Annotated in this window: 25 protein-coding genes; 16 read left to right on the plus strand and 9 right to left on the minus strand. The window is 30.1% G+C overall.

Going from position 1 to position 26,737, the window contains the following annotated elements; genetic code table 11:
• Positions 1–29: 29 nt before the first annotated feature.
• Complete coding sequence (locus tag CRV02_RS07540) at positions 30–884, minus strand: sulfurtransferase (RefSeq protein WP_129089805.1); 855 nt, start codon at positions 882–884, stop codon at positions 30–32.
• A gap of 91 nt (positions 885–975) precedes the next feature.
• Positions 976–1,635: a response regulator transcription factor gene (locus CRV02_RS07545; protein WP_129089806.1), complete on the minus strand. Its 660-nt coding sequence runs from the start codon at positions 1,633–1,635 to the stop codon at positions 976–978.
• Positions 1,636–1,680: 45 nt separating this feature from the next.
• Between CRV02_RS07545 and CRV02_RS07550 the strand changes: the two genes are divergently transcribed.
• The 5 genes from CRV02_RS07550 to CRV02_RS07570 all read left to right on the plus strand — a co-directional run bounded on the left by CRV02_RS07550 (position 1,681) and on the right by CRV02_RS07570 (position 8,648).
• A complete protein-coding gene (locus CRV02_RS07550; RefSeq protein ID WP_258239252.1) occupies positions 1,681–2,868 on the plus strand; it encodes a HAMP domain-containing sensor histidine kinase in 1,188 nt (395 codons plus the stop codon).
• Between the two features lie 62 nt (positions 2,869–2,930).
• Positions 2,931–3,311, plus strand: coding sequence for a FixH family protein (locus CRV02_RS07555; protein WP_129089807.1), 381 nt, complete (start codon positions 2,931–2,933; stop codon positions 3,309–3,311).
• A gap of 41 nt (positions 3,312–3,352) precedes the next feature.
• A complete protein-coding gene (locus CRV02_RS07560) occupies positions 3,353–4,525 on the plus strand; it encodes a TolC family protein (protein ID WP_164968976.1) in 1,173 nt (390 codons plus the stop codon).
• Positions 4,522–5,523 (plus strand): efflux RND transporter periplasmic adaptor subunit, encoded by a 1,002-nt coding sequence (locus CRV02_RS07565; RefSeq protein ID WP_129089809.1) that lies wholly within the window; start codon positions 4,522–4,524, stop codon positions 5,521–5,523. The genes CRV02_RS07560 and CRV02_RS07565 overlap by 4 nt, the downstream gene beginning before the upstream one ends.
• 8 nt (positions 5,524–5,531) lie before the next feature.
• Complete coding sequence (locus CRV02_RS07570) at positions 5,532–8,648, plus strand: efflux RND transporter permease subunit (RefSeq protein ID WP_129089810.1); 3,117 nt, start codon at positions 5,532–5,534, stop codon at positions 8,646–8,648.
• Between the two features lie 215 nt (positions 8,649–8,863).
• Here the strand turns inward: CRV02_RS07570 and CRV02_RS07575 are convergent, their stop codons facing one another.
• From CRV02_RS07575 to hisF, 6 genes are all read right to left on the minus strand, one after another.
• Positions 8,864–9,130, minus strand: coding sequence for an RNA-binding protein (locus tag CRV02_RS07575; RefSeq protein WP_129084057.1), 267 nt, complete (start codon positions 9,128–9,130; stop codon positions 8,864–8,866).
• Positions 9,131–9,196: 66 nt separating this feature from the next.
• Positions 9,197–10,609: a glutamate--tRNA ligase gene (gene gltX / locus CRV02_RS07580; RefSeq protein WP_129089811.1), complete on the minus strand. Its 1,413-nt coding sequence runs from the start codon at positions 10,607–10,609 to the stop codon at positions 9,197–9,199.
• Positions 10,610–10,705: 96 nt separating this feature from the next.
• Positions 10,706–11,773, minus strand: coding sequence for a 23S rRNA (adenine(2503)-C(2))-methyltransferase RlmN (gene rlmN / locus CRV02_RS07585; RefSeq protein ID WP_129089812.1), 1,068 nt, complete (start codon positions 11,771–11,773; stop codon positions 10,706–10,708).
• Positions 11,774–12,037: 264 nt separating this feature from the next.
• Entirely contained in the window at positions 12,038–12,574 is a 537-nt protein-coding gene (locus CRV02_RS07590) for a purine-nucleoside phosphorylase (RefSeq protein ID WP_129089813.1), read from the minus strand.
• Positions 12,574–13,236: an SIMPL domain-containing protein gene (locus CRV02_RS07595; protein ID WP_129089814.1), complete on the minus strand. Its 663-nt coding sequence runs from the start codon at positions 13,234–13,236 to the stop codon at positions 12,574–12,576. The genes CRV02_RS07590 and CRV02_RS07595 overlap by 1 nt, the downstream gene beginning before the upstream one ends.
• A gap of 1 nt (position 13,237) precedes the next feature.
• Positions 13,238–13,999 (minus strand): imidazole glycerol phosphate synthase subunit HisF, encoded by a 762-nt coding sequence (hisF, locus tag CRV02_RS07600; protein ID WP_129089815.1) that lies wholly within the window; start codon positions 13,997–13,999, stop codon positions 13,238–13,240.
• A gap of 89 nt (positions 14,000–14,088) precedes the next feature.
• On the opposite strand from hisF, the gene rsmA reads away from it, so the two are divergent.
• Genes rsmA through CRV02_RS07655 form a run of 11 tightly spaced genes read left to right on the plus strand, consistent with a single transcriptional unit; the run spans position 14,089 to position 25,525 of the window.
• Complete coding sequence (rsmA, locus tag CRV02_RS07605; RefSeq protein WP_129089816.1) at positions 14,089–14,883, plus strand: 16S rRNA (adenine(1518)-N(6)/adenine(1519)-N(6))-dimethyltransferase RsmA; 795 nt, start codon at positions 14,089–14,091, stop codon at positions 14,881–14,883.
• On the plus strand, positions 14,864–16,810 hold the full coding sequence (locus CRV02_RS07610; RefSeq protein WP_129089817.1) for a ribonuclease J: 1,947 nt from the start codon (positions 14,864–14,866) through the stop codon (positions 16,808–16,810). The genes rsmA and CRV02_RS07610 overlap by 20 nt, the downstream gene beginning before the upstream one ends.
• A gap of 10 nt (positions 16,811–16,820) precedes the next feature.
• Complete coding sequence (locus tag CRV02_RS07615) at positions 16,821–17,786, plus strand: SIS domain-containing protein (protein ID WP_129089818.1); 966 nt, start codon at positions 16,821–16,823, stop codon at positions 17,784–17,786.
• Positions 17,786–18,583: a pseudouridine synthase gene (locus CRV02_RS07620; protein ID WP_129089819.1), complete on the plus strand. Its 798-nt coding sequence runs from the start codon at positions 17,786–17,788 to the stop codon at positions 18,581–18,583. Before CRV02_RS07615 ends, CRV02_RS07620 begins: the two co-directional genes overlap by 1 nt.
• Positions 18,576–19,763 carry a replication-associated recombination protein A gene (locus CRV02_RS07625; protein WP_129089820.1) on the plus strand — a complete coding sequence of 396 codons (1,188 nt, stop codon included), beginning with the start codon at positions 18,576–18,578 and terminating at the stop codon, positions 19,761–19,763. Before CRV02_RS07620 ends, CRV02_RS07625 begins: the two co-directional genes overlap by 8 nt.
• A 13-nt stretch (positions 19,764–19,776) precedes the next feature.
• The gene (gene hemJ / locus CRV02_RS07630; protein WP_129089821.1) at positions 19,777–20,310 is read left to right on the plus strand and encodes a protoporphyrinogen oxidase HemJ; all 534 of its coding nucleotides are present in this window, start codon (positions 19,777–19,779) and stop codon (positions 20,308–20,310) included.
• Positions 20,310–21,725 (plus strand): PhoH family protein, encoded by a 1,416-nt coding sequence (locus CRV02_RS07635; protein ID WP_129089822.1) that lies wholly within the window; start codon positions 20,310–20,312, stop codon positions 21,723–21,725. The genes hemJ and CRV02_RS07635 overlap by 1 nt, the downstream gene beginning before the upstream one ends.
• 51 nt (positions 21,726–21,776) lie before the next feature.
• On the plus strand, positions 21,777–22,706 hold the full coding sequence (locus tag CRV02_RS07640) for a D-2-hydroxyacid dehydrogenase (RefSeq protein WP_129089823.1): 930 nt from the start codon (positions 21,777–21,779) through the stop codon (positions 22,704–22,706).
• Positions 22,707–22,735: 29 nt separating this feature from the next.
• Positions 22,736–23,197, plus strand: coding sequence for a hypothetical protein (locus CRV02_RS07645; RefSeq protein ID WP_129089824.1), 462 nt, complete (start codon positions 22,736–22,738; stop codon positions 23,195–23,197).
• A gap of 1 nt (position 23,198) precedes the next feature.
• Positions 23,199–24,800 carry an FAD-binding protein gene (locus tag CRV02_RS07650; protein ID WP_129089825.1) on the plus strand — a complete coding sequence of 534 codons (1,602 nt, stop codon included), beginning with the start codon at positions 23,199–23,201 and terminating at the stop codon, positions 24,798–24,800.
• Positions 24,797–25,525, plus strand: coding sequence for a succinate dehydrogenase/fumarate reductase iron-sulfur subunit (locus CRV02_RS07655; RefSeq protein WP_129089826.1), 729 nt, complete (start codon positions 24,797–24,799; stop codon positions 25,523–25,525). The genes CRV02_RS07650 and CRV02_RS07655 overlap by 4 nt, the downstream gene beginning before the upstream one ends.
• Before the next feature lies 1 nt (position 25,526).
• Here CRV02_RS07655 and dctP read toward each other — a convergent pair whose 3' ends face one another.
• Positions 25,527–26,618, minus strand: coding sequence for a TRAP transporter substrate-binding protein DctP (gene dctP, locus CRV02_RS07660; protein WP_129089827.1), 1,092 nt, complete (start codon positions 26,616–26,618; stop codon positions 25,527–25,529).
• Positions 26,619–26,737: the final 119 nt, after the last annotated feature.

The raw sequence follows: 26,737 nt of genomic DNA on the forward strand, positions 1-26,737 counted from the left end.
TGAACCTCTGTACTGTTTTTGTGTCATAACTATAATGAAGGATTTTCTATAGGAACTGCTTCGTCATTTCCCCACTCTGCCCATGAACCATCATATACACTAGCTTTATATCCTAGTTCTTGAAGCACAATATAGTTTAATGCAGCATCAGCTCCACCGTCACAATAAAGGATTATTTCTTTATCTTTTGGAATATCTTTATATACAGTTTTTAACTCATCAAGATTTTTAATCTTATTCCCTGTACTAGTAACTTGGTAGTTTTGTGTACAAGCATAGTTTTGTGCTGTAGGAATATGTCCAAATCTTTTTGCAATAGACTCTTTACCTAAGTAGTGAGACTCTTTTCTTCCATCAATAATTGTCTTTTTACCAATAGAAAGTAGGGTACTTAGTTTAGTTTGAACTTTTGTATTGTCAACTCTTGGAGTAAAGTTACTTTTTTTAGGAATAAAAGGTTTAGAGCTAAGAGTTAGGGTATTTTCTTCCCAGTTTTTATAGCCTACATTTAAAACACCAACGTTGTTGTGTCCTAGAATTTCAAGTATCCAATAAAGTCTTGCTGACCAGATAAAACTTCCATCATCATATGCAACAACTAAAGAGTCGTTTTTGATTCCAGCATTAGAGAAAAGTTCTTGGAGTTGTTCAATATTTGGCATAAAGAATTTTTCAGCAAAAAGATTCTCTAAAGCAGGGATATTAACTGCATTTTTTATATGGTCTTTTTCATAAAGCTCTTTTTTTCTTAAGTCCAATAATACAAGATTTGAATTTGAGATATTTTGTTTTAACCAAGTTAGGTCAACTATTGAGGGCATATTTTTTTCATTAGCAAAAACACAGATGCTAAAAATAAAGATTAACAGTAGTTTCTTTACCATTTTGTGGCCTTTATAGCAAATTAAATAATAAGTATAGCCACTATTTTCTTAAGTTTATAGAGTTAGTTATAAAAATTTATCTAAATTTAAGTTAGAACTCTAGTTTATAGCCAACACCCTTGATATTTATAATTGAATCTTTGCCAAGTATCTTTCTTAGGTTTTTAATATATGTTCTAACTGTAGTATCCGTTGGGGCTTCATCATAAACCCAATTGTTAAGGGCTATCTCTTCTATAGAAACTGCTTTATTTGAGTGTTTTAAAAGGTATTCAAAAACCTTTGCTTCTGTCTTTGATAGTTGAAACTTTTCATCTTTTAAAAGAATGGCTTTTAAATCATAGTTGTAAGAGATTTCATCATTTATCTTCTGCTCTTCCTTTGATTCTATTTTTCTTAGTCTTTTGATATTGTCAATTCTAAGTTTTAACTCACTTAGGTGAAAAGGCTTTCTTATATAATCATCGGCTCCTGCATTAAAACCTGTTTCCATATCTTTTGTAGTGTGAAGTGAAGTTATAAAAATAGTTGGTATATCTATTGAGTTTGCTTTAAGGTTTTTTAATAAATCAAAGCCATTTATAGAAGGTACATTTACATCTAGAATAAGTAAATCAAAGTGTTGCTCAAAGATAAGCTCATAGGCTTCTTGCCCATCATAAGTAGAAACTGTTTCATACTCTAACTCTTCTAAAAACTCTTCAATAATTTCATGTAAAAGGGTATCATCTTCTAGTAATAATATTTTCATTTTTAAACTCCATAATAAAGTATATAAACTACACGTGGAAGTTATGTGGAAAATGCTATAATCAATTTTCAAAAGGAGTATACCATAGATTTAACTAGAAGTGAAAAAGTAACCTTTATAAGATTTCTGTCTTTATATTTAGGGGCTTCATTTATTTTATTACTGTTATTATCATTGTTATATTACCAAAATGAAAAGACACTACATCTTGATTTAGCAAAAACAAAAATGGAGAATATCTCTTCTCAATTATCTTCAAGAATCATCTTTTCACATATGATGGACTCAAAACTGGATATTGATGATTATTTAAATATGAAGCAATATGAAATCGCTTTTTATGATAGAGAAGGTAAAAAAATCCTTGGAAATTTTAATGACAAAATAAAACTAGAAAATGGCTTTTATCAAAAAGATAGCAACTATATATTAGTAGATAACTCTACCTTTGGACATCTAGGTATTTTTCATACTGTAATAAAAGATAAACTCTTCCACTCTTTAGTTCATACTACTAGAAACAAAGTCTTAGTAGTATTTTTAATCACTTACTCTTTTATTGCTCTTATTGGTTTCTTTTTAGCAAAACTATTTATAAAACCTATCAAAGATGAAAGAGAAAAACTAAACAACTTTATCAAAGACACAACCCATGAATTAAATACTCCAATAAGTGCTATTTTGATGTCATCAGAAAGTGATAATCTCACAAAAAAACAGCTTGAAAGAGTAAAACTAGCAGTTCATAGAATCTCTGAAATCTATAGTGATTTAACCTATATTTTTTTAGAAGAGAAAGATGAAAATAGGGTAGTTCATGAACTTGAACTAAAAGCTTTAATAGAAGAGCAACTAAAATATTTTGAAGTAATAGCCTTAAAAAGAAAGATAACTATTCACCTAGATTTAGAAGAGTTTTCTTATAAAATAGATAAAAATGACTTTATAAGATTGTTTAACAATATCCTTTCAAATGCAATTAAATACAATAAAAAAGAGGGTGAAGTTTTTATTACTTTAAAGAATTCAACACTTAGTATAAAAGATACAGGAATAGGGATTGAAAAGAAAAAACTAAATGATATCTTCAACAGATACTATAGAGCCACAAAAGAGCAGGGTGGTTTTGGTATTGGGCTTAATATTGTTCAAAATATCTGTAAAGAGTATGATATAAGTTTTGATGTAAAATCTCAAGAGAGAAAAGAGACTACTTTCACTTTTAAATTTTAATTTTCCACACACTTTCCATATTTAACAACTACACTTCTTAGAATAAAATCTAAGGAGACAAAATGAAACTATTGAAAATCTTTTCAATGATTGCACTTTTTATAGGTGTTTTAAATGCAGACCCAATTGATTTAAATGGGAGCAAAAACGGATATGACGTGACTTTAAAGTCTGAAAAGTCATTAGTAGTTGGAGATAACAACTTTTATGTAACATTAGCAAAAGATGGTAAGCCTGTAACAGATGCAAAGGTAAAAGCAAAATTCTTTATGCCAGAAATGCCTGGTATGCCATATATGGAATATGTTGGAAAAGCAAAGTTAGTTGATGGTAAATATAAAATGTTAATCAACTTCTCAATGAGTGGTACATGGCAGTATCATTTAATGTTTAAAACTGCTGATGGAAAAGTACACAAACTTAGATCTAGCGTGAATTTATAATGTTAAAGCAATCTCTTACTCTCATCTTGTTGTCAAGTCTATTGACAAGTTCTATTTATGCAAAGGAAGTAAAGCAAGTAGTAAATGAAGCTATTAATACAAATAGTTCACTACAAGCTTTAGAACAATCAATTCTTTTAGCAAAAGAACAAATTGACCTTGCAGGAAAATGGCAAAATCCGATTTTGAATTTTGGTGCAAATGATATTCAATTTGATGATATTTCTAAAAGAGATTTAGAGCCTATGCAAGCGCAGTTTATTGGTCTTAATCAAATGATACCAATAGGAGATAAAAAAGAGTTAGAAGAAGAGATTGCAAGAGATGACTATGAGCTTTCGAAGTTAGTATTAGCTGATAAAAAGCTTGAACTAGAATCAAAAATATATGAGTATATATACAATATAAAATTAGTTGAAGAAAGAGTTGCTCTTTTTTCTAAGTTAAAACAAAATATTGCAGAACTACAAAAACTTTTAGAAGAGTTTTATAAGTACAATAAAGCAAGCCAAATTGACATATTAAAGGTGCAAACTTTATATGATGAGCTTGATATAAGCGAACAAAAACTAAACAATAATCTTAGGGTTTTTAAACTTCAGTTAGAACAACTAACATACACAAAGTTTAAAGATATAGATATCAGTACTGAGTTAGAAAAACTTACTTTAGTAAATAATATTGATTCACACCCTAAGATTTTGCAAATTGAAAAAAATATTGAGAAGTTTAATACTACTTCAAAATTTGAAGAGGAAAAGAAAAACTCAGATATAAACTTTGGAGTTAAATATTTCCAAAGAGATAGTAAGTATGAAGACTATATAAATATAAGTGTTGCAATTCCACTTTCTATTTATGGAAGTGAAGATATAAAAGCGCGAAAAGCAAAATTCAAAGCAAATGAATATAAAAATCTTTTACAAGATTCAAAACTAAAATTTACAAATCAAATTAAAATTTTACAAGACAATATAGATAATGCTTTTTATTCATATAAAAAATTAAATGAAAGCATAATTCCAAAATACAATCAAATTCAAAAAACACTAGAAAGTTATAACAGATTTTCATCATTGAAGCAAATTGATTCAAAACAGTTAATTAGAAACTTGAATGAATTAATCAAGTATAAACTAAAAGCGATTGATGAAAAACAGAAATATTTCACAAGTTTATCAAATTCTATCTATTTTACAAAGGTTAATAAATGAAAAAGTACATACTAGCCCTATTTTTAGGGGCTTACATATTAAATGCTGAAATTCTTGAAGTAAAGCAGTTGTTCAATAAAAAGCTCACAGAAGTTAAAAAAGAGCAAATAGGCCCTTTAAAAAGCTTTTATGGACGTCTAGCATTTGATGAGTCAAGAGTTTTTGATGTTGTAAGTAGATTTGATGGATATATAACAAAATTAGATGCTAATAAACTTTATTCTATGGCAAAAAAAGATGAAGCACTTTTTTCAATCTATTCAGATGAAGTTAGTTCAATTATTCAAGAGATTAATATTGCTAAAAAATTTAATAAAAGTTTAGTTGAAAGTAATGTAAATAAATTAAAAGCTTTAGCCGTTCATAAAAAAGAGATAAAAAGAATTATTGAGGCAAAAGAGTATATCCATGATATTGCCTTTTATGCTCCTTATGATTCTGTAGTTATTAAAAAAGAGATAAACAATGGAAGCTTTGTAAAAAAAGGAAGTCTTTTAGTTCAACTTGCATCATTAAAAAAACTTTGGGTTATCGCAAGTGTATATCAAAAAGATTTATCTTTTGTAAAGAAAGGTCTTAAAGCAAAAGTTTATATTGATGGTTTTGCTGAACCAGTTATCTCAACAGTTGATTATATTTATCCTACAATAGATGAAACAAATAAAAGTGTTGATGTAAGACTTGTGATAGATAACAAGGACTTAAAGTACTCGCCAAATATGTTTGCTAAAGTTGATATAAAGCAAATCAACAGAGAAATTCTAACTTTACCTAAGACAGCAGTTTTACAAAAAGGAAGTAAACATTATGTTTTCCAATACCTTTCTGAGTCAGAGTATGAACCAATAGAAGTTACTGCAAAAAGAATTTCATCAAATAAATATGAGATTATAGATGGAATCCAAGAAGGTCAAAGGGTTATTAATAATGCTCTTTTCTTACTTGATTCAGATGCAATTACAAATGGACTTTATAGTTCAGATGATGATGACTGGTAGGATTTATTATGGTTGAATCAATTATTTTACAAAGTATAAAAAACAAATTTTTAATTATCTTTGCAATGCTTGTATTAGCTATTGGCTCTATTTGGGCTATCAAAAATACAAGCTTAGATGCACTTCCTGACCTTTCACCTCCTCAAGTAATTGTGCAAGTGAAGTGGGCAGGGCAAAGTCCTAAGACTATAGAAGAGCAAGTTTCATATCCTCTTATTTCAAATCTTATGAGTCTTCCAAATATTGAGACTGTAAGAGCAATGAGTTCATTTCAAAATGCGCTTATTTATGTGATATTTAAAGATGGAACAGATCTTTATGATTCTAGAAATAGAATTCTAGAGCAGCTTTCACAACTTCAAGGTGCTTTCCCTGAAGGTGTTGATGTAGCTATCGGTCCAGATGCTACAGGTGTTGGTTGGGCTTATCAATATGCTTTAAAATCAGATACAAAATCCCTTGATGAGTTAAGAACGCTACAAGACTACTATTATAAGTTTGCACTTTTAGGTGTGGATGGAGTTAGTGAGATTGCATCTATTGGTGGATTTATTAAAAACTATGAAATCACTATTGACCAAGATAAGATGGTGCAATATGATGTTTCAATTGCTGATTTAAAAAAAGCCTTAGAGTCAAACAATGATGAAAAAGGTGGAAGAATCATTTTAGAAAATGGTTTTGAACACATGGTTCAAGCAAAAGGTTTTCTAAAAACTGTTGAAGATATTGAAAATATTACTGTAAAGACTTTTGATGCTAATCCTTTATTTGTAAAAGATATTGCAAGTGTTAATATCACTTCATCAAATAGAAGAGGTATGGCCGATTTAAATGGTGAAGGTGAAACTGTTGGTGGAATTGTGGTTGTTAGGTATGGTGAAAATCCTTATTCAGTAATAAAAAGAGTTAAAGCTAAACTTGATACTTTAAAAATAGATGATGTAGAAGTTGTTGAAGTATATGATAGAAGTTCACTTATTGATAAAGCAATTGATACACTAAAAAATACTCTTATTGAAGAGTCAATTATAGTTATGATTATTGTGGCTCTGTTTTTATTTCACTTTAGGTCAGCACTAATTATTATCATTACTTTACCACTTACAGTTATGATTACTTTTTTACTGATGAAGTTCTTTAACTTAGGTTCAAACATTATGAGTTTAGGAGGTATAGCTATTGCAATTGGAGCTATGGTTGATGCAACTATTGTTATGGTTGAAAATGCCCATAAACATCTTCAAGATAAAGAAGATATCTCAAATAAAGAAAGAATTGATATTATAATCAAGTCTTCAAAGCAAGTAGGACGACCAATCTTCTTTGCTCTAGTTCTTGTTGTGGTTTCTTTCTTACCTATATTTGCTCTTACAGGGCAAGAAGGAAGATTGTTTACACCTTTAGCTTTTACTAAAACATTTGCAATGGTAGCTGGAGCTATTTTATCTATTACTATTGTTCCTATACTTATGATTTATTTTATAAAGGGAAAAATTCTAAGTGAAGACAAAAATATTTTAAATAGATTTTTTGTGAAGCTTTATTCTCCTATTTTAAAACTATCACTTAAATTTAGATTTTTAATAGTTGCATTTTTTGTTCTTACTTTAGCTCTTGTATATCCAGTATATAAAAAGTTAAATTGGGAGTTTATGCCTATGATGAATGAGCAAACTTTTATGTATATGCCAGTAACTCCATATGGTATTGGTGTTGATTTATCAAAGGAATTAACTCAAAAAACAAATCAAATATTAAAGTTTTTTCCTGAAGTAGATACAGTATTTGGTAAAGCAGGGCGAGCAGATACTGCAACTGACCCAGCACCATTAGCAATGATTGAAACAATAGTTACATTTAAGCCAGAAGAGCAGTGGCGAGAGGGAATGACATATAAAAAGCTTATGCATGAGATGGACCAAAAACTTCAAGTAGCTGGTCTTATTAACTCATGGACATATCCAATTAGAGGTAGAATTGATATGCTTTTAACAGGTATTAGAACTCCTTTAGGAATAAAGCTTTATGGAAATGACCATCAAAAGTTAGAAGATACTGCTTTAGAGTTTGAGAAAAGACTTAAAAAACTTGATTCAACTCTGTCTGTATCAACTGATAAGATTAACTCTGGATACTATTTAAATATTGATATTGATGAGCAGATGTTATCAAGATACGGAATTACAAAAAATGATATTTTATCTACTGTGTCTTTAGGTGTTGCAGCTTCAAAAGTTACAACGCTATTTGATGGCTTAGAGAGATACCCAGTTTCATTAAGGTTTGAAACAACTCAAAGGGAAGATATAAATGCTTTAAATAATCTTCAAGTAAAAACTAAACTTGGATTCCAACCTTTAGAGATGTTTGCTAAGTTAAATTATGATGAGGGACCATCTGTTATTAAATCAGAGAAAGCACTTAATGTTAACTTCATTTATATCACTCCTAAAGCTGATATCTCATCAAAACAATACAAAGATGAGGCTAAAGAGATTCTAGCTGATATGAAGCTTCCTGAAGGCTTTTATTATGAGTGGGCAGGGCAGAGTGAATATTTAGAGTCTGCTATGGAAAAGTTAGCTTATATTATTCCTCTAACTTTTGTGTTGATATTTATTCTTATATATTTTGCACTTAAAAATATTACATATACGATGATTATATTTTTTACTTTACCGTTTGCCCTAACAGGTGGAGTATTTTATTTAGAAATTCTAAACTTTAATATGTCAATAGCGGTTGTTGTTGGATTCTTAGCTTTACTTGGAGTTGCAGCTGAGACTTCTATAGTGATGCTTGTATATTTACATGAAGCAATGAAAGAGCTACAAGAGAAGTGTGAAGAACCAGATAATACTGATATCTTCCATGCGATTTATAAAGGGGCAGTATTAAGACTTAGACCAAAGCTTATGACACTGTTTGCAATCTTAGGTGGGCTTATTCCTATTATGTATATTGATGGAGTAGGAAGTGAAGTAATGCAAAGAATAGCTGCACCTATGATTGGAGGAATGACTTCTTCCGCGATATTAACATTAGTGATAATACCTGCAATTTTTTATATACTTGCAATTAGAAAAAAGGGTAAAATGGCGGAAATAGATATTTCCCATTAAAAGAAAAAAAATGTGTAGTTATCACACGATAACTACACATAAAAGAAGTAAAATACTTCTACAGTTTTAGCAAATATAATGGAACTCTAACTTACACATAGACATAATATAACCAAACAACCAACCAGCAAAGAGACTTCTCCTTAAGAAGGGGTTCCATTATATAACTGTAAGTTTTGATTTTATATTTTATTGTAGTTTTCGATAAGAGAAGACTAGAATTGTCTTCTAGGTCTCTCTTCTCTTGGTTTAGCTTCGTTAACTCTTAAAGTTCTACCTTCAACTTCGTTACCATTCAGTTTTTCAATTGCTTCAGAACCAGATGCAGCATCTGCCATTTCAACAAAACCAAAACCTTTTGATCTTCCAGTTTCTCTATCTGTGATAACCTTAGCGCTTTTTACTTCACCGAACTCAGCGAAAACTTTTTCTAAATCACTATCACCCATTCTAAATGATAGATTTCCAACATAAATGTTCATTACTTTTATTCCTTTGTTTAAGTAAAGAACATTATGCCTTATTATTTGTAAATATGCAAGTTTTTTTTAAGCTTCTTTACCAAAGTTTGCACTAATTGCGTTATTTATTCTTGTTTTTGTTTCTTCAAAGCCTAAAATCGCCATGATATCATATACAGAAGGAGCTTGTGTTCCACCTGTAAGAGCAATTCTAATTGGTTGGAATAGTTGAGGGAATTTAAGCTCAAACTCTTCAATAAATGGCTTAGTATGTAGTTCATAATCACAAGCTAAATGTAGAGAATCTTTATTTTCTTCAAGTAGTTGAATATAACTCTCTAAAATTTTAATTGTGTTCTCTTTTACAAACTTTTTACTTCCTTTAGCTTCATACTCTGTAGGAACATTTGTAATCTTTTCAATTGCTTCTTTTAACTCAACTAATGTTTGTGCTCTCTCTTTTGAAAGGTCAAGTAACATCTCTTTTTTATCATGTCCATCAATGTGACAATCAAAAAACTCTAACTCTTTTGCTAATCTTTCATTAGAAACATTTTTGATGTAGTGAGCATTTAACCATAATAGTTTTTCTTCATTATATGCAGATGCAGATTTATTGATATTTGAAGGATCAAAAAGTTCTAACATCTCATCCATTGAGAAAATTTCTTGGTCTTTGTTTGACCATCCAAGTCTAACTAAGAAGTTTAAAAGTGCTTCTGGAAGATAACCTTTTCTTTTGTAATCCATAACATCCATCGCACCATCTCTTTTAGATAGTTTTTTACCTTGAGGATTATTAATCATTGGAACGTGATAAAATTTAGGAACTTCAAAACCAAGTGCTTCATAGATAACAATTTGTTTTGGAGTATTTGTTAAGTGGTCATCACCTCTAATAACATCAGTCATTCCCATAAGTGCATCATCAATAGCAACAACAAAGTTATAAGTTGGAATACCATTAGATCTTGCAATTACAAAGTCATCAACTTCTGAAGAGTCAAAGTTCATAATTGATTTTACACCATCAATAAAAGTAATTATTCCATCACTTGGAGCTTTGATTCTAACAACTGGTTCAACACCTTCAGGAATCTCTGGAAGAGTTTTACCATCTTCTGGTCTCCATGTTCCATCATATCTAGGAGTTTGTTTATTTGCCATTTGCTCTTCTCTTAAAGCATCTAGCTCTTCTCTTGACATGTAGCACTTATATGCTTTACCTTCATCAAGAAGTTGTTGAATATATTTTTGGTAGATATCAAGTCTTTTTGATTGATATTCTACTTCTCCATCATAAGATAAACCAACCCAATCAAAAGCTTCAATAATAGCTTTCATTGCATCATCATTATTTCTTTGAGTATCAGTGTCTTCAATTCTTAGTTTGAATTCCCCATTTGTTTTTCTAGCCCATAGGTAACTATAAAGTGCAGTTCTTAAACCACCAATATGTAAATATCCTGTTGGACTTGGAGCAAATCTAGTAATTGCCATCTTTGTAATCCTTATTTGTCTTTATTTTTGTAAGATTTAAAAAATCCAATTGCAGAAATTATTGCAACACCTGCGATAAAAATCAGCATTGCTAAATCAAGAGGTTCCATTTGTTTCCTTTTCTTTAAGTTGTCCACATGCTGCTGAGATATCTAATCCTTTAGATTCTCTAATAGTACATAGTAAACCTCTACTAGTTAGATATTCTTGGAATTTTACCATATCGTCCCTTTGTGGTCTTTGATATGTAGTTCCTGGATATGGGTTAAAATAGATTAGATTTACTTTTGCTTTTATTCCATCAAGAAGTTTTAGAAGTTTTTGTGCAGAAGCAATATCATCATTTTTATCTTTTATTACTAGATATTCAAACATAACTTTTTTTCTAGCATCAACTGGAAACTTTCTAACAGCATCAATAATTGATTTAATATTGTATGCTTTATTCATTGGAATAAGTTCACTTCTTAACTCATCATCAACAGCATGAAGTGAGATAGCAAGTTGAATACCTAAATCTTCATTTCCTAGTTTTTCTATTTTAGAAGATAATCCAGAAGTTGATACAGTTTGTCTTCTTCTTGATATTGCAAGTCCATCAAGCTCAGAGAATACCTTTACAGAGTGAACAAAGTTCTTATAGTTATCAAGTGGTTCACCCATTCCCATAAACACAATATTAAGTGTTTTGTTCTCTGCTATTTCATTATCTCTTTTTATTTGAACAATTTGATTTACTATTTCACCAACAGAAAGGTTTCTAACAAATCCACCTTTTGCTGTTAGACAGAAAGTACATCCAACTTTACATCCAACTTGAGTAGAAATACAAACAGTATATTTTTCTCCTCTTTCAATTGAACCATCTTCATTTATCTTTTTATCTTTCATAAGTAATAAAACAGACTCAACTGTGTGTCCATCTTTTAATTGGAAAAGATATTTAATACTTCCATCAAGACTTTTTTCTTTTTTAACTATTTTTAGAATATCTATCTCATAGTTTTCTTTTAATTGCTCTTTTAAATCGTTTGGGATATTTTTCATGTCATCATAAGATGTTACATATTTTTTATATATCCAGTTATAAACTTGCTTTGCTCTGAAGCTTGGTTTTAACTTTTCTTTTAATTCATCTAATGTGAAATCATAGATTGTACTCATAGCTTTCCTTTTAAGCTTTAAACTAATTTTGAAGTGTACAAAATCTTTTATTTGTAACAGTTAAAGTAAATAGGTTAGTTTATATTATTGTTGTAGTTTTATCGTGTAGAGATTAAAGGTTTATATTAATATATGATATTTTTCTTAGAGTGTTTCTCTCGTTACATGGATGCAAGCTTGCTTACCATTTCATTTTCAACACCTAAAAACGTAAAACTATTTACGTTTTCTTTACGGTGTTTCACGTGAAACATTTGAAAAGTATTACTTAATGATTTGTTTTTCTAGTAAATATGAAGTTAGTTTTTCCATTGCTTCTTTGTGATTTTTTAAGAAGTCTTCGTGAGCATTTTCATTTGTATAGTTTGTAATAACAAATATTCCAGCAACTGGAATTTCAAACTCCTTTGCTACTTGCAAAATAGAGTAGAACTCCATATTCTCTGCACCAATTCCATACTCATTAAAGTTTTTTGATAGTTCAAAGTTTTTTGAAATATAGTTAGAAGAGTTTATGATAGTATCATTTCTTACCATTTTATTTTCAGACTCTAATACATTATCTAATGGAGTATAAGAGTTGTCTTCTAAAAATGACAGTTCAATATTAGCAGCTCTTTTTGATTCTACAATATCAAATATCTTATGATTTCCATAGCTTCCTGCACTTCCAATAAAAAGTAAAAACTCTGGTTTGTCAAAAAGACATTGTCGTGTAAGATTAATCGCACTTTCGATTAATCCTACACCCATCTCTTTTGCAAAATTGAATGTTTCATTTCTTCCTGCACAAATAATCATTATTTACACTCCAAAACAAATGATGGGTTAATTGAAATATCTTCTTTGTTAGATTCTGGTACTGCAATATTTTCATCTGACATTTCAGCATTTGAGTAAACCATTTTTGCCATAGGTCTATAGTTTGAACTATTTATTGAGATATTTTTTACTTTACACTCTAAGTTTAAATCTTTTGATAAGTTTCTAGCATATCTAGTTCCCCAATTAATTGCTTCAAGTCTTAAGATATCATTTGCAACATCATAAGTTGAATCTTTAACTGTCCATCTAAGATTACTAATAATTATATTTGTACTTCTTTTTTCTTTTAGTTCAATCATCTCACTAACAAATTCATTTATATAACTTGCATGATTTGAACTTACTTTATATCTTAATTCACCTCTGTATCCAGTAATCTTTGGAGCATTCTTTGAAGTCCTATATTGTGGTCTTACAGTTAGTGTACCACTATCTTTTTCAATTTTATTATACTTCTTTATCTTTTTATTGAATTTTTTAAGAGTTTTATTTATCTCTTTTTCACTATCTCCTTCAACTACAACTGAAAAGTATGTTGTTAAAGTATCCTCAGCTAAACTTTTTGAAAACTTTTTATTAAAATTTACTTCAAAAGAAAACAAGAAAACTGGTAAAATAAGTAGCGTTAAAAATTTCATTTTAAATCCTTACGGGAATGTTATTCTCTCTTAAATAGTGTTTTAGTTCCATGATATCAATCTCTTTAAAGTGGAAAATTGATGCTGCTAAAGCTGCACTTGCTCCACATTCAAAAGCTTCTTTCATGTGTTCCATTGTTCCAGCACCACCACTAGCAATAACTGGAATATCAACTATTTTAGAGATTTGTGATGTTATATCTAGTTCAAATCCTGTTTTAGCTCCATCAGTGTCCATAGATGTTAATAGGATTTCACCTGCACCTCTATTATAAACCTCTTTTGCCCATTGTACTGCATCAAGTCCTGTGTCTTCTCTTCCACCTTTTACAAAAACATGGTATGAGCCATCTTCAACTTTTTTTACATCAATTGCAACAACAATGCATTGGCTACCAAACCTTTTTGCACCTTCATCAATAAAATCTGGATTTACAACTGCTGAAGAGTTAACTGAAACTTTATCACAACCTACATTTAGTAGTTTATAAATATCATCAAGTTTTCTAATTCCTCCACCAACTGTTAGTGGAATAAATACTTCTTTAGCTACATCTTTTACAATGTCAACGATAGTATCTCTATTTTCATGACTTGCAGTAATATCTAAAAAAGTGATTTCATCTGCACCTTCATTGTTATATCTTTTTGCAACTTCTACTGGGTCTCCTGCATCTCTAAGACCTACGAAGTTTACCCCTTTAACTACTCTTCCATCTTTTACATCTAAGCAAGGTATGATTCTTTTTGCGAAATAACTCAAAACTTAATCCTTATTGAAATTAAGCAAAAATCTTATCTAATTGTAAGTTAAATACAGATATACTCTTTAGTTCTTAGTAGGAGAAGGTTATAGTTAAAGCAAAGAAAAAATTCGGACAAAACTTTTTAAAAGATAGTACTGTATTAGATAGGATCATCCAATCGATGCCCAAAAATGATAATAAGATCGTGGAAATTGGGCCTGGCTTAGGTGATTTGACAGAAAAATTAGTCAAGTACAAAGATACGTTAGCGTATGAAGTAGATACTGATTTAATTGGTATTTTAAAGACTAAGTTTGCAATTGACATCCACGAGAAACGTTTTGAACTGATCCACACTGACGTTCTAAAAGTTTGGAATGAAAAAAGTACACTTTACGAAGGAGGCTATGATTTAATAGCTAACTTACCGTACTATATTGCAACGAATATTATTTTAAGGGCAATTGAAGACGATAATTGCGAGAACATTATTGTAATGATACAAAAAGAAGTAGCTCTGAAGTTTGCAGCATCAGAAGGTGAAAAAGAGTTTTCAGGGCTAGGAGTTATTACAAAATTGGCTTCAAAAGAGGCAAGGATACTATTTGATGTACCTCCTGAATCTTTTGATCCAGCTCCAAAAGTTATGTCTTCAATTTTATTTATCAAGAAAGATTTAGGTGTAAAACTAGATAAAAGTTTTTTAAAGTTCTTAAAGGTGTGCTTCTCGCAACCTCGAAAGAAACTTATTAAAAATCTTTCTTCAGTTTATGATAAAAAACTTTTATCTGATGTTTACAGTGACCTTGAATTAATAGAAACTTTAAGACCTCATGAGCTTAGCGCATCTTTGTATAGCCAAATGTATATAAAGGTGAAGAATGGAAAAGAACGAAGTTAAAGTACAAGTACAAGAACAAAACGAAAACAAGCCTAAACAGCAAGAACAAGAAAAAAAACAAACTACAAATAAACCAAATAATCAAAATCAAAAAACTGACAAAAAAGTTTATAACAATAAAAAAAGAAGACCAAATAACAGTAGAGCTAAAACAAATGCTGGTAAGTCTACAAAAACTTGGAATGCTGATTTAAGAAAAGCTTATATTATAAATGAGAAGTCTCATAAAAATAGGTTAAACCCGCACAATAAACTAAATCTATCTACAAATGCGAAGATTAGAATTACTCCACTTGGTGGTTTAGGTGAAATTGGTGGAAATATGATGGTAATTGAAACTGAAAAAAGTGCAATTATTGTTGATGTTGGAATGAGTTTCCCTGATGAAGATATGCACGGAGTTGATATCTTAATCCCTGATTTCACTTATATTAGAGAAATCAAAGATAAGATTGAAGGGGTTTTAATTACTCATGGACATGAAGACCATATTGGTGCTATGCCATACCTTTTTAAAGAGATGCAATTCCCTATTTATGGTACATCATTACCATTAGAGATGATTGGTTCTAAGTTTGATGAACATAAAATGAAAGAGTATAGAAAACTATTTAACCCAGTTGAAAAAAGAATTCCAATTAAAATTGGTGACTTTGAAGTAGAGTGGATTCATATTACACACTCAATTATTGATTCATCTTCTTTAGCAATTACAACTGAAGCTGGAACAATTATTCATACAGGTGACTTTAAAATTGACCACACACCAATTGATGGTTTCCCAACAGATTTACATAGATTTGCACATTATGGTGAGAAGGGTGTTTTACTTTTAATGTCTGATTCAACAAACTCTCACTCTCCAGGGTTTACTAAAACAGAGAAGACTGTAGGACCAACTTTTGATAGACTGTTCTCTACTTCTAAAGGTAGAGTTATTATGTCTACTTTCTCTTCAAATATCCATAGAGTTGCACAAGCAATTGAGCATGGAATTAAGTATGGAAGAAAAATCTGTGTTATTGGAAGATCAATGGAGAAAAATCTTGATATTGCAATGAGCTTAGGATATATCAAGTTCCCTAGAGATCAATTTATTGATGCACATGAAGTAAATAAATATGCAGATAAAGAAGTTCTTATTGTAACTACTGGAAGCCAAGGTGAGTCAATGTCAGCTCTTTATAGAATGTCAATTCATGAGCACAGACATATTAAAATTAAGCCAGGTGATCAAATCATTTTATCAGCTAAAGCTATTCCAGGGAATGAAGCTTCTGTGTCTGCTATTATTAATCACTTATTAAAAGCTGGTGCTCAAGTTGCATATCAAGACTTTAGTGAAATTCACGTATCAGGACATGCTGCACAAGAAGAGCAAAAATTAATGATTAGACTTGCTAAGCCTAAATTCTTCATGCCTATTCATGGTGAATATAACCATGCATTAAAACATGCAAAAACAGGTATTGATTGTGGTGTATTAGAGAGAAATACACATATTATGAGTGATGGTGAGCAAGTTGAAGTTACACCTAAATATCTTAAGAAAGTAAGATCAGTTAAGACTGGAAAAGTTTATATTGATAATCAAATGAACCATAAAATTGCTGATGATATTGTACTTGATAGACAAACTATGGCAAACGAAGGTGTTGTTATGATTGTTGCACAAGTAAATGCAAATGATAGAAAAATGGAGAGTAGACCTAAGGTAACTTCATTTGGTCTTGTTCCAAATAAACAAGATAGAAACTTTGCAAGAGAGATTGAAGATATCTTAGAAACTTTCTTACAAAATGCAAGAGAAGGTGTATTTAAAAACAATAGATACTTAGAAGATGAACTAAGAAAAGTTGTTAGAAAACACTGTTTCAGAAAATATAAAAAATACCCAATGATTGTACCAACACTATTTGTACAATAAGGAAATAAAAATGGATTTCAATAAAATTGCAAGTGATGTATTAGAGATTGAAGCTAATGAACTATTATTAGCTGCTAAAAATATCAAAGATTTTGATATAGAAAAAGCAGTTGATTTAGTAGTTTCTTGCAAGGGAAAACTTATTGTTACAGGAGTAGGGAAGTCTGGTTTAGTTGGAGCTAAAATAGCTGCAACATTAGCTAGTACTGGAACATCATCTTTCTTTTTACATCCAACAGAAGCTATGCATGGTGACTTAGGAATGATTGGAAAAGATGATATAGTTTTAGCAATATCTTATAGCGGTGAAAGTGAAGAATTAATTCAACTTCTTCCTCACCTTAAAAGATTTGATATACCATTAATTGCAATGGCTAAAACAAAAGAGTCTACTCTTGGTAAATATTCTGATTTCTTTATGAATATATCTGTATCAAAAGAGGCTTGTCCTTTAGATACAGCTCCTACTTCTTCTACTACATTAACAATGGCTATGGGTGATGCTTTAGCTGTTTGTTTAATGAAAAAAAGAGATTTTAAGAAAGAAGATTTTGCATCATTTCATCCAGGTGGTAGCTTAGGGAAGAAGTTATTTATTAAAGTAGATGACTTACTTAGAAGAGATAATTTACCTGTTGTTTCACGTGAAACAAAGTTAAAAGATGCAATCGTAACTATGAGTGAAGGAAGACTAGGAAGTGTACTTATTGTTGATGAAAACAATAGATTAAGTTCAGTTCTTAGTGATGGGGATTTAAGAAGAGCATTAATGTCTGATGGTTTCTCATTAGATTGTGAGATTGAAGCAATATCTACTAAAAATCCTAAAACAGTAAAAGATAAAAACATCTTAGCAAGTGATGCACTAAGAATCATAGAAGAGTATAAGATTCAAGTGTTAATCGTTACAGATGAAGAGGGTAAAATAGAAGGTATTTTACATATTCATGACCTAATTGAAGCAGGAATCAAATAATGAAAAAGCAAGAAGAAGAAAAAGTAGAATTAACAAGACTTAATAAGTTTATCTCACATAATAGTAACTATTCAAGAAGAGAAGCAGATAAAGTAATAGAAGAAGGAAGAGTTACTATAAATGGAAACCCTGTAACAAACCTTGCTACTAAAGTATCTCCAAATGATGATGTAAGAATTGGAAAGAAATTAATTAAAGAAGACAAAAATAGAATGTATACAGTAATAATGTATAATAAACCAAAAGGGGAGTTAGTAACTAAAAATGATCCTCAAGGAAGAAAAACTGTTTTTGATTCTTTAGATAAAAAATATAAGCACTTTATGCCAATTGGTAGACTAGATTATGCTAGTGAAGGTTTAATTCTTTTAACTGATTCTGTAGATGTAGCAAATAAATTAATGCACTCTAAATTAGAAAGGATCTATAAAGTAAAAGTAGATGGTGAAATTCATCCAAAAGTAGAAGAGGCTATGCTACATGGTCTAGAGCTTGAAGATGCAAGTAATGGAGCCCATGAAAAGTCAAAGATTAAATCTATGAACTTTGAGCCTTTTGTTGCTTACAAAATTTTAACAAATAATAAAAACTTCTCTAAACTAAAAGTTGCAATTGCTGAAGGTAAGAATAGAGAACTTAGAAGATTCTTTGGACACTTTGGTTTAAATGTAATGGACTTAAAAAGATTTGAATTTGGTGGAATGACACTAAATAATCTTCCTACTGGAAAAAGTAGATATTTAACTAAGGATGAATATAAAGATCTAAGATCTTTTCTAAATACTCAAGATGACTGATTTATCAAACATATTACGTCCACAAACTCTAAATGAGTTTATAGGACAAAAACATATAATCGGTAAAGATAAAACACTATATAAACTAATAGAAAAAAAAGAGATTCCCCATCTCTTTTTTTATGGTAAGCCAGGAACTGGAAAAACTACTCTAGCAAAAATCATTGCAAGAAATATCAATACAGACTATTACTACTTTAATGCAACAACTATAAAAATAGAAGATTTAAGAAAGGTATTTGCAAAATACAAAAATGCTTTACTTAAGCCTATCGTTTTTATTGATGAAGTTCATAGATTATCAAAAAATCAGCAAGAAGTATTACTGCCAATAATGGAAAGCTATGAGGCAATTATTATTGGAGCCAGTACAGAAAACCCATTCTTTACTCTTACAAATGCAATTAGGTCTAGATCTTTTTTATATGAGTTTAGAGCTTTCACAAAAGAAGAGATGGAAGAGGTTTTAAAAAGAACATTTAACCATATATCATACACGATAGATAATGATGCTAGAGAGTACTTAATCCTATCAAGTAGTGGTGATGCTAGGGCAATGCTAAACTTGCTTAATTTCGCCGTTAAAATTGATTCTCACGTAACTATGAAAATACTAAAAGAGTTAAGAGAGTATCCAATTGGCGATGGAGTTAGTTCAAAAGATAGCCACTATGATTTAGCAAGTGCTATGATTAAGTCAATTAGAGGGTCTGATGTAGATGCAGCACTTTATTATATGGCAAGACTTATAGATGGTGGAGAGAGCGTAGAGTTCATTACTAGAAGATTGGTTATTCATGCAAGTGAAGATATTGGAAATGCTAATCCAAATGCTCTTACTATGGCTGTAAATACAATGGTTGCAACATCAAAGATAGGATATCCTGAAAGTAGAATAATCCTTTCTCAATGTATTATCTATTTAACTTCATGTCCAAAATCAAATGCTTCATATATGGGTATCAATAAAGCACTTGGTGATGTACAAAATGGTAGAATATTAGAAATACCAAAACACCTAAAAGATAAACACATAGGATATAAATATCCTCATGATTATGGTGGTTGGGTAGAGCAACAATATTTAGTAGAACCAACTACATATTATGATTCATTAAATGTCGGATATGAAAAAACATTAAATGAGTGGCTGAAAAAAATAAAGACTAAAGACTTTTAGCGAAGGAAAATAGATGGACTTTCTTTTAGATTACTATTTATGGATAGTAGTTTTTCATATTGTAGCAGTGATGTCATGGATGGCAATGCTATTTTATCAACCTAGACTTTATGTATATCATACAGAACACAAAGAAAAAAAAGAGTTTGTAGAAGTAGTTAAAATACAAGAATTAAAGATGTATAAATACATTGGAATGCCAGCTATGTGGGCAACTCTTGCAAGTGGATTTTTAATGGTAGCTATTAATCCTGATTTATTAAAAGGTGATGGATGGCTTCATGCAAAGATATTTTTTGTCTTACTTCTTGTTGCTTACTCTTTTTCTTTGGGACACTATAGAAAAGAGCTTGAAAAAGGAAACTATACAAAAGAAGGAAAGTTCTTTAGAGCTTATAATGAAGTACCTACTGTATTAGCAGTTCTTATTGTTGGATATGTTGTTACAAAAACATTTTCACTAAGCTTTACGCTTATAACACTATTAATAGGAAGTTTTATAATATATAAAGTATTAAATCACAAATCAAAAGAAAAGAAGAATTAATGAGTTTTGAAAAAGTTTATGTTCTAGATACAAATATTTTACTTGAAGATGCAACAAACATCTTTAAATTAAGTGATGAAAAGAAGAATCTAATTGTCTTACCAGAAACAGTTCTTGATGAAATAGATAGTAAAAAAGGTGGTTTTGATGAAATAAACTTCCAAGCTAGAGAGTTTGCTAGAATATTAGAGAACTCTAAAATCATTGATACAAAAAAAGAAGAGAACTTCAAAATAGTAAGATTAGAGATACAAACTCAAAAAGAAGCTATCATCGATGTTATATCATGTGAAGAGTATGCTATAAATACTAAAAATGTGGCTTTAAATATCATAAATGATAGAAAAATACTTGAAGTGGGGCTTTTTGCAAAAAGACATTATGATGAAAATACAACGTTCCTTTCGCTTGATATTATGGCAAGAACAAGAGCTGTATCTTTAGATATAAAGACTGATTCCCTTGTTGGTTCAAATCAAGAAGAGTTTAATTATGAGTTTATTAAAACTATTGAGATAAAGTTTGAAGATACAGAGCATTTAGATAATGCCTTAATTACAGACCTTGATAGTGAATATGCACCCCACAATTTTAACTACTGTTTTAAAGTAAAAGGTTCTGACCAAGTTATTCTTGCAACAGTTCAAAATAAAAGAGTAGTTTTATTAGATGAAGGTGAAATGAGAAATCAAATAATTACTCCTTTAAATAAAGAGCAGTTATTCTTTTCTTGTGGAATCCTTTCTCATTTTTATAATGTACTTATTGTTGAAGCAAAAGCTGGTTCTGGTAAAACTTTACTTGCATTAAGTGGAGCATTAAAGTTAATTAGACAAAAAAACTATCAAAGAGTGATTTATATTAGAAACTCTGTTGAATCCCTTGATAAAGGTGAGGATGTAGGGTACCTTCCTGGCTATGAAGAGAAGTTTAGAATCTATAACCACCCATTAATGGATAGTTTAGACTATATTATTAGAACTGAACACAAAAGAAAACAAGCAAATAAAAAGAATGCTGAGAATATTCAAGAGTTAGATGACCAAGAAGTAACTCAAAGAATAGAACAAATGATTCAAAACTACGGAATAGAGACAATGTGGGTAGGAGAAATGAGAGGAAGAACTCTTTCTAATGCCTTTGTTATAATTGATGAAGCACAAAATATGTCAAATAAAACTATGCAAATGGTTTTATCAAGGGTTGACAACACTTGTAAAGTTGTAATTCTAGGAAGTAATAAGCAAATTGATAACTTCTATGTAAATAAACATACAAATGCATTAACTACACTTCTAAAATCTACAAAAAATGAGAACTCACTTGTGAATATCTTTGCAATTAAGTTACAAAAAGTATTAAGAGGTCCAATCACTGAGTGGGCTGAACAAATATTTACTTCAAAAAATAGATAATTTATTTAAAATTAGATACCTTTATGTATTAAAATATGTAAAGGTATTCAAATGAAAATTGTATTTTTAGACACTAAAACCTTAGGAAATGATATTTCACTTGACAAGTTTGAAACTTTGGGTGAAGTAATAAAATATGAGACTACAAATCCACGTGAAACATTACAAAGAGTTCAAGATTGTGATGTAGTAGTTACAAATAAAGTAGTACTTTCAAAAGAAGTTATAGAAAAGTCAAACTTTAAACTTATTTGTATAACAGCAACTGGAACTAACAATGTAGACCTTGAAGCAGCATCTAAAGCAAATGTAGAAGTTAAGAATGTAACTGATTATTCAACTTCAAGTGTTGCTCAATTAACAATAACATTGGTCTTAGAACTTATTCAAAAGATTTCATATTATAAAGAGTATGTTGATTCATTACAGTGGTCAAGAAGCAATCTTTTCACACATATTGACAAACCATTCTTTGAATTAAAAAACAAAAAATGGGGAATAATTGGACTTGGTAATATTGGAAAAGAAGTTGCAAAAATAGCAAGTGCTTTTGGAAGTGAAGTTAATTATTATTCTACTTCAGGTAAGAATTTAAATACAGATTACAATAATGTAAGTTTAGAAGAGTTACTTAAAACTTCAGATGTAATAACAATACATTCTCCACTTAATAATGCAACATACAATTTGCTGAATAAAACAAATCTAGATATGCTAAAAGAAGATGCTATTTTAGTAAATGTAGGTCGTGGTGGAATTATAAATGAAAGTGATTTATCTGTAAAACTAGATTCAGACAAAAGCCTATATTGTGGGCTTGATGTTGTAGAGAAAGAGCCAATTGAAGAGACTAATCCTTTACTTAAAATCAAAAATAAAGACAGATTAATACTAACACCACATGTTGCATGGGCATCAGTAGAAGCAAGAACAACTTTAATGAATAAAGTATTTGACAATATAAAATCTTTTGTATTATAATACGTACTATAATATGTATAGGAGTACACATGAATCTTTTGCAGTATAGGTCAGATGAGATGGTTTCATCTACCGAGTTGATTAGAAAAAGTAAAAATATCTTTAATAAGCTTCAAAAAAAAGAGATAGAGAAAGCAGTAATACTTAGAGATGGGAAACCTCAGTTTATGCTTTTAGATTTTGATACTTATGAAGAGTTGATGAGTGAATATCTATCTTTAAAACAACTTTTAGAAAATGGTGAAACTAAAGTTAAGAAAAAGAAAGCAAAAAAAGTTGAAGTAGAGGAAGAGTTTATTGAAATAACTGAAACTTATAAAGATGAAGAAATAAAAAAAGATGAACTTGAAGAAGCTTTAGCTCAAATAGAAAAACTAGGTTTAGAAGAAAAAAGTTCTGAAGCAGAAGAAAAGAAAGACGACCTAGATATTGAAATTGATATCAAAGAGATTAATAAAGAGAAACAACCTTTAAAAGATTTCTGGGAATAGAATGACAACAGATATACTTGTAATTGGTTCAGGAGGAGCTGGATTAACAGCTGCATTAGAAGCAAAAGTAAATAATACCAGTGTAACTGTAGTTTCTAAGTGTTATCCTACTAATTCACAAACTTGTCAAGCACAAGGTGGAATAAATGCTGTATTAGAAACTACTAAAAATGATTCAATAGAAAAGTTTATAGAAGATACTTTCACAGCTTCTAAAGGTATTGCAAGTAAAAGTAATATAGAAAAGATGTGCCAAGCATCAAAAGAGATAATTACTTGGCTAGATGACATAGCAGTACCATTTTCAAAAGATGAACAAAATAATATAGCCCAAAGAAAATTTGGTGGAACAAAAGCTAAAAGAACCTGTTATAGCTCAGACTATACAGGTTTGAAAATCTTACATACCCTTTATGACCAATGTATTAAAAATAAAATAGAGTTTCTAAATGAGTATTTTCTTTTAGATTTTATAAAAGAAGATGAGAGTATTTATGGGGCTGTATTTTTAGATATTAAAACTTTGGAAGTGGTAAAGATTTATGCAAAGAGTATAATCTTAGCAAGTGGTGGTTATGCAGGAATTTATGAAAACAATACTACAAATTCAAGTTTTACTACCTCAGAAGCTTTAGTAAAAGCTTATAAAAATGAAGCAACATTATCAAATCTAGAGTTTGTACAGTTTCACCCAACAGCAATAGAAGGAACAAATACTTTAATAAGTGAAAGTGCTAGAGCAGAGGGTGCTTATTTAGTTGATGTAAACGGTAATCGATTTATTGATGAACTAAAACCAAGGGATGAAGTTTCAAGGGCAATAAGTGAAAAACTATTAAACAATGAAAAGGTCTTTTTAGATTTAAGACATCTTGATGAAAAACTAATAAATGAACTTCTTCCTCAGGAAAAAGAACTTGCAAAAACATTTAAAGATATAGATATCTCAAAAGAGTTATTGCCTATAGTTAGTGCTGCTCATTATAGTATGGGTGGTATCTTATGTGATGAAAATGCAAAAACATCACTTAAAAATCTTTTTGTATGTGGAGAGTGTGCCCAAGGAAACATACATGGAGCAAATAGGTTAGGTGGTAACTCTTTACTGGAAGTTATTTACTTAGCAAAAAAAGCTGGAAATAGTGCTTATCAAAACTTACAAAGTGTAACTATAAAAGAAGATATCAAAACAGTAGATTTTGAAAAAAGTATATATGATATACTTTCAAATAAAAACATAATAAATGTCTCTAAAGAGAAAAAAGAGTTTGGAGAGAGACTTTTTAAATCTCTGGGAGTATTTAAAGATGAAACTAGTATGAAAACTTTATTATCTTATTTAGAAGAGTTAGAGCAAAAATTAAAAGTTTCTACAATAGAAGATAAAAGCAGAGTCTATAATAAAAGCTTAATAGAGTTCTTAGAGTTTAAAGAGTCTGTTTATATGGCAAAACTAATAGCTAAGTGTGCTTTAGAGAGAAAAGAGAGCAGAGGGGCACATTTTAGAACAGACTTTAAAGAACAAAAAGAAGAGTTTGCAAAGATTAGTATTGTAAAGTATGAAAAAGAGCAAGATATTATTTCCTATGAAGATGCACTATGAAAATAAAAGTAAGTAGATTTAATCAAGAGAAAACTTTTTTAGAAGAGTTTGAAGTAAAAGAGAATAAAACACTTTTAGAAAATCTTGTTGAAATAAAACAAGATAAAGACTCTACTTTAACTTTTAAACATGGTTGTAGAAGTGGAGTTTGTGGCTGTTGTTCTGTAAGAGTAAATGGTCAGGAAAGATTAGCCTGTAAAACAAAACTAAAAGAGAATGATTTAGTAGAACCACTTAAAAACTACGAAGTTTTAAAGGATTTAGTAGTTGATACTTCAAAGGAAGAAGAGCTTTTAACTAAAACAAATAGCTTCTTGCATAAAAAGGAAGATGTAAGTATTTCAATAAAAGATGAAAAGCAAATAGATAGACAAAGTAACTGTATTTTATGTCAAAGTTGTTATAGCTCATGCCCTGTTTATGAAGTAAATGAAAATTTCTTAGGACCATACGCTTTAACAAGGGCTTTAAGATACGTAGATGATAAAAAAGAGGGTGATAAATTAGCTATTTTATCTTCTATTCAAGAAGATGGTGTTTGGGACTGTACTTTATGTGGAAACTGTACTTTTGTATGCCCTCAGGCAATTGATCCAAAGATGGATATAACAAACCTTAGAATGAAATCCGCTCAAAGTGGTTTTGAAGATAAGAGTATGCAAAACTATAATAGTTTTAATAGTGGATTTGACCCAATGGGAGGTTTTAATCCCAATGGGTTTTAGTTTATAGATTGTTTTTGATATATAAATAATCAGACATCTCAGTCCACTCTCTTACATCTTTCATGTAAGCATCTTGGTGGTCTAAAATCTCTTTTAACTCAGGAGATTTTGCTCCTAGTTCTGCTCTTAGTTCAGCATTTGCTTTTTTCATCTCATCCATAATCTCTTTAGGGAATGTTTTTACTTGAATATTTGGATGTTCTGCTTTCATCTTTTTCCAAGCTTTTGCATTCATATCATAGTTTTGGATATACATATCATATGCCGCTGTTCTAATTGTAAGTACTAAAATCTCTTGTAAATCTTTTGGTAACTTATCAAAAGTCTTTTTATTGATTAAAAACTGCATTTCTGAAGCTGGTTCATGCCAACCTGTATAGTAGTATGAAGCAATTCTATGGAATCCCATTCCTATATCCATAGATGGACCAACCCACTCTAAAGCATCAATAGTATTTCTATCTAAAGCAGTATATAGTTCCCCTGGAGCGATATTTGTAACTTGAACACCAAGTTTAGCCATAATCTCACCTGCAAATCCAGGAATTCTCATTTTAAGACCTTGTAAATCTTCTAAAGATTTAATCTCTTCTTTAAACCATCCACCCATTTGAACTCCAGTACTTCCACCTGGAAATGAAAGTAGTCCATGTTTTGAGTAAACTTTTTGCATAAGCTCTAAACCTCCACCTTCATAAAACCATGCATACTGCTCAGGTGCAGTCATACCAAAAGGCATAGAAGTAAAAGGAAGGGCTGCAATATCTTTACCTTTCCAGTAATATGAAGCAGAGTGACCCATATCGTACTGACCACCTTTTACCATATCTAAAATACCAAGTGGTGACTTATGTTTATTAGAGGCATCAACTCTAATTTTTAATCTTCCATTTGACATAGTTTCAGCATATTTTGCCATGTTTTGTGCTGAATCAATTAGTGGAGATAAAGTAGGTCCCCAAGTCGTAGCCATAGTAAGTGTGTAAGTTCTAGCCTTAGCTTTAGGCTCTTGTTTTGTTTCTTGTTTCTTTGTATCATTACAACCTGTAAAAAGAACAGCTAATGAGACAAAAAGAAGTGTAAGTTTTTTCATCTTTTCCCTTTTTTCTTAGTAGCCATTTATAAGTTATACTAATATTGACTACTAATTTTAGTAGGGCTATTTTAACCAATACTCTCTTATTTCATAGCTATAAATATTATAAATCATAT

The sequence above is a fragment of the Arcobacter sp. CECT 8989 genome (assembly GCF_004116715.1).
GTDB lineage: Bacteria > Campylobacterota > Campylobacteria > Campylobacterales > Arcobacteraceae > Halarcobacter.

What these genes read in the sequence shown, in the direction of transcription:
- CRV02_RS07540 (WP_129089805.1), bottom strand. Translation starts at nt 884, where the DNA reads ATGGTAAAGAAACTACTGTTAATCTTTATTTTTAGCATCTGTGTTTTT.
- CRV02_RS07545 (WP_129089806.1), bottom strand. Translation starts at nt 1,635, where the DNA reads ATGAAAATATTATTACTAGAAGATGATACCCTTTTACATGAAATTATT.
- CRV02_RS07555 (WP_129089807.1), top strand. Translation starts at nt 2,931, where the DNA reads ATGAAACTATTGAAAATCTTTTCAATGATTGCACTTTTTATAGGTGTT.
- CRV02_RS07565 (WP_129089809.1), top strand. Translation starts at nt 4,522, where the DNA reads ATGAAAAAGTACATACTAGCCCTATTTTTAGGGGCTTACATATTAAAT.
- CRV02_RS07570 (WP_129089810.1), top strand. Translation starts at nt 5,532, where the DNA reads ATGGTTGAATCAATTATTTTACAAAGTATAAAAAACAAATTTTTAATT.
- CRV02_RS07575 (WP_129084057.1), bottom strand. Translation starts at nt 9,130, where the DNA reads ATGAACATTTATGTTGGAAATCTATCATTTAGAATGGGTGATAGTGAT.
- gltX (WP_129089811.1), bottom strand. Translation starts at nt 10,609, where the DNA reads ATGGCAATTACTAGATTTGCTCCAAGTCCAACAGGATATTTACATATT.
- rlmN (WP_129089812.1), bottom strand. Translation starts at nt 11,773, where the DNA reads ATGAGTACAATCTATGATTTCACATTAGATGAATTAAAAGAAAAGTTA.
- CRV02_RS07590 (WP_129089813.1), bottom strand. Translation starts at nt 12,574, where the DNA reads ATGATTATTTGTGCAGGAAGAAATGAAACATTCAATTTTGCAAAAGAG.
- CRV02_RS07595 (WP_129089814.1), bottom strand. Translation starts at nt 13,236, where the DNA reads ATGAAATTTTTAACGCTACTTATTTTACCAGTTTTCTTGTTTTCTTTT.
- CRV02_RS07610 (WP_129089817.1), top strand. Translation starts at nt 14,864, where the DNA reads ATGGAAAAGAACGAAGTTAAAGTACAAGTACAAGAACAAAACGAAAAC.
- CRV02_RS07615 (WP_129089818.1), top strand. Translation starts at nt 16,821, where the DNA reads ATGGATTTCAATAAAATTGCAAGTGATGTATTAGAGATTGAAGCTAAT.
- CRV02_RS07620 (WP_129089819.1), top strand. Translation starts at nt 17,786, where the DNA reads ATGAAAAAGCAAGAAGAAGAAAAAGTAGAATTAACAAGACTTAATAAG.
- CRV02_RS07625 (WP_129089820.1), top strand. Translation starts at nt 18,576, where the DNA reads ATGACTGATTTATCAAACATATTACGTCCACAAACTCTAAATGAGTTT.
- hemJ (WP_129089821.1), top strand. Translation starts at nt 19,777, where the DNA reads ATGGACTTTCTTTTAGATTACTATTTATGGATAGTAGTTTTTCATATT.
- CRV02_RS07635 (WP_129089822.1), top strand. Translation starts at nt 20,310, where the DNA reads ATGAGTTTTGAAAAAGTTTATGTTCTAGATACAAATATTTTACTTGAA.
- CRV02_RS07640 (WP_129089823.1), top strand. Translation starts at nt 21,777, where the DNA reads ATGAAAATTGTATTTTTAGACACTAAAACCTTAGGAAATGATATTTCA.
- CRV02_RS07645 (WP_129089824.1), top strand. Translation starts at nt 22,736, where the DNA reads ATGAATCTTTTGCAGTATAGGTCAGATGAGATGGTTTCATCTACCGAG.
- CRV02_RS07650 (WP_129089825.1), top strand. Translation starts at nt 23,199, where the DNA reads ATGACAACAGATATACTTGTAATTGGTTCAGGAGGAGCTGGATTAACA.
- CRV02_RS07655 (WP_129089826.1), top strand. Translation starts at nt 24,797, where the DNA reads ATGAAAATAAAAGTAAGTAGATTTAATCAAGAGAAAACTTTTTTAGAA.
- dctP (WP_129089827.1), bottom strand. Translation starts at nt 26,618, where the DNA reads ATGAAAAAACTTACACTTCTTTTTGTCTCATTAGCTGTTCTTTTTACA.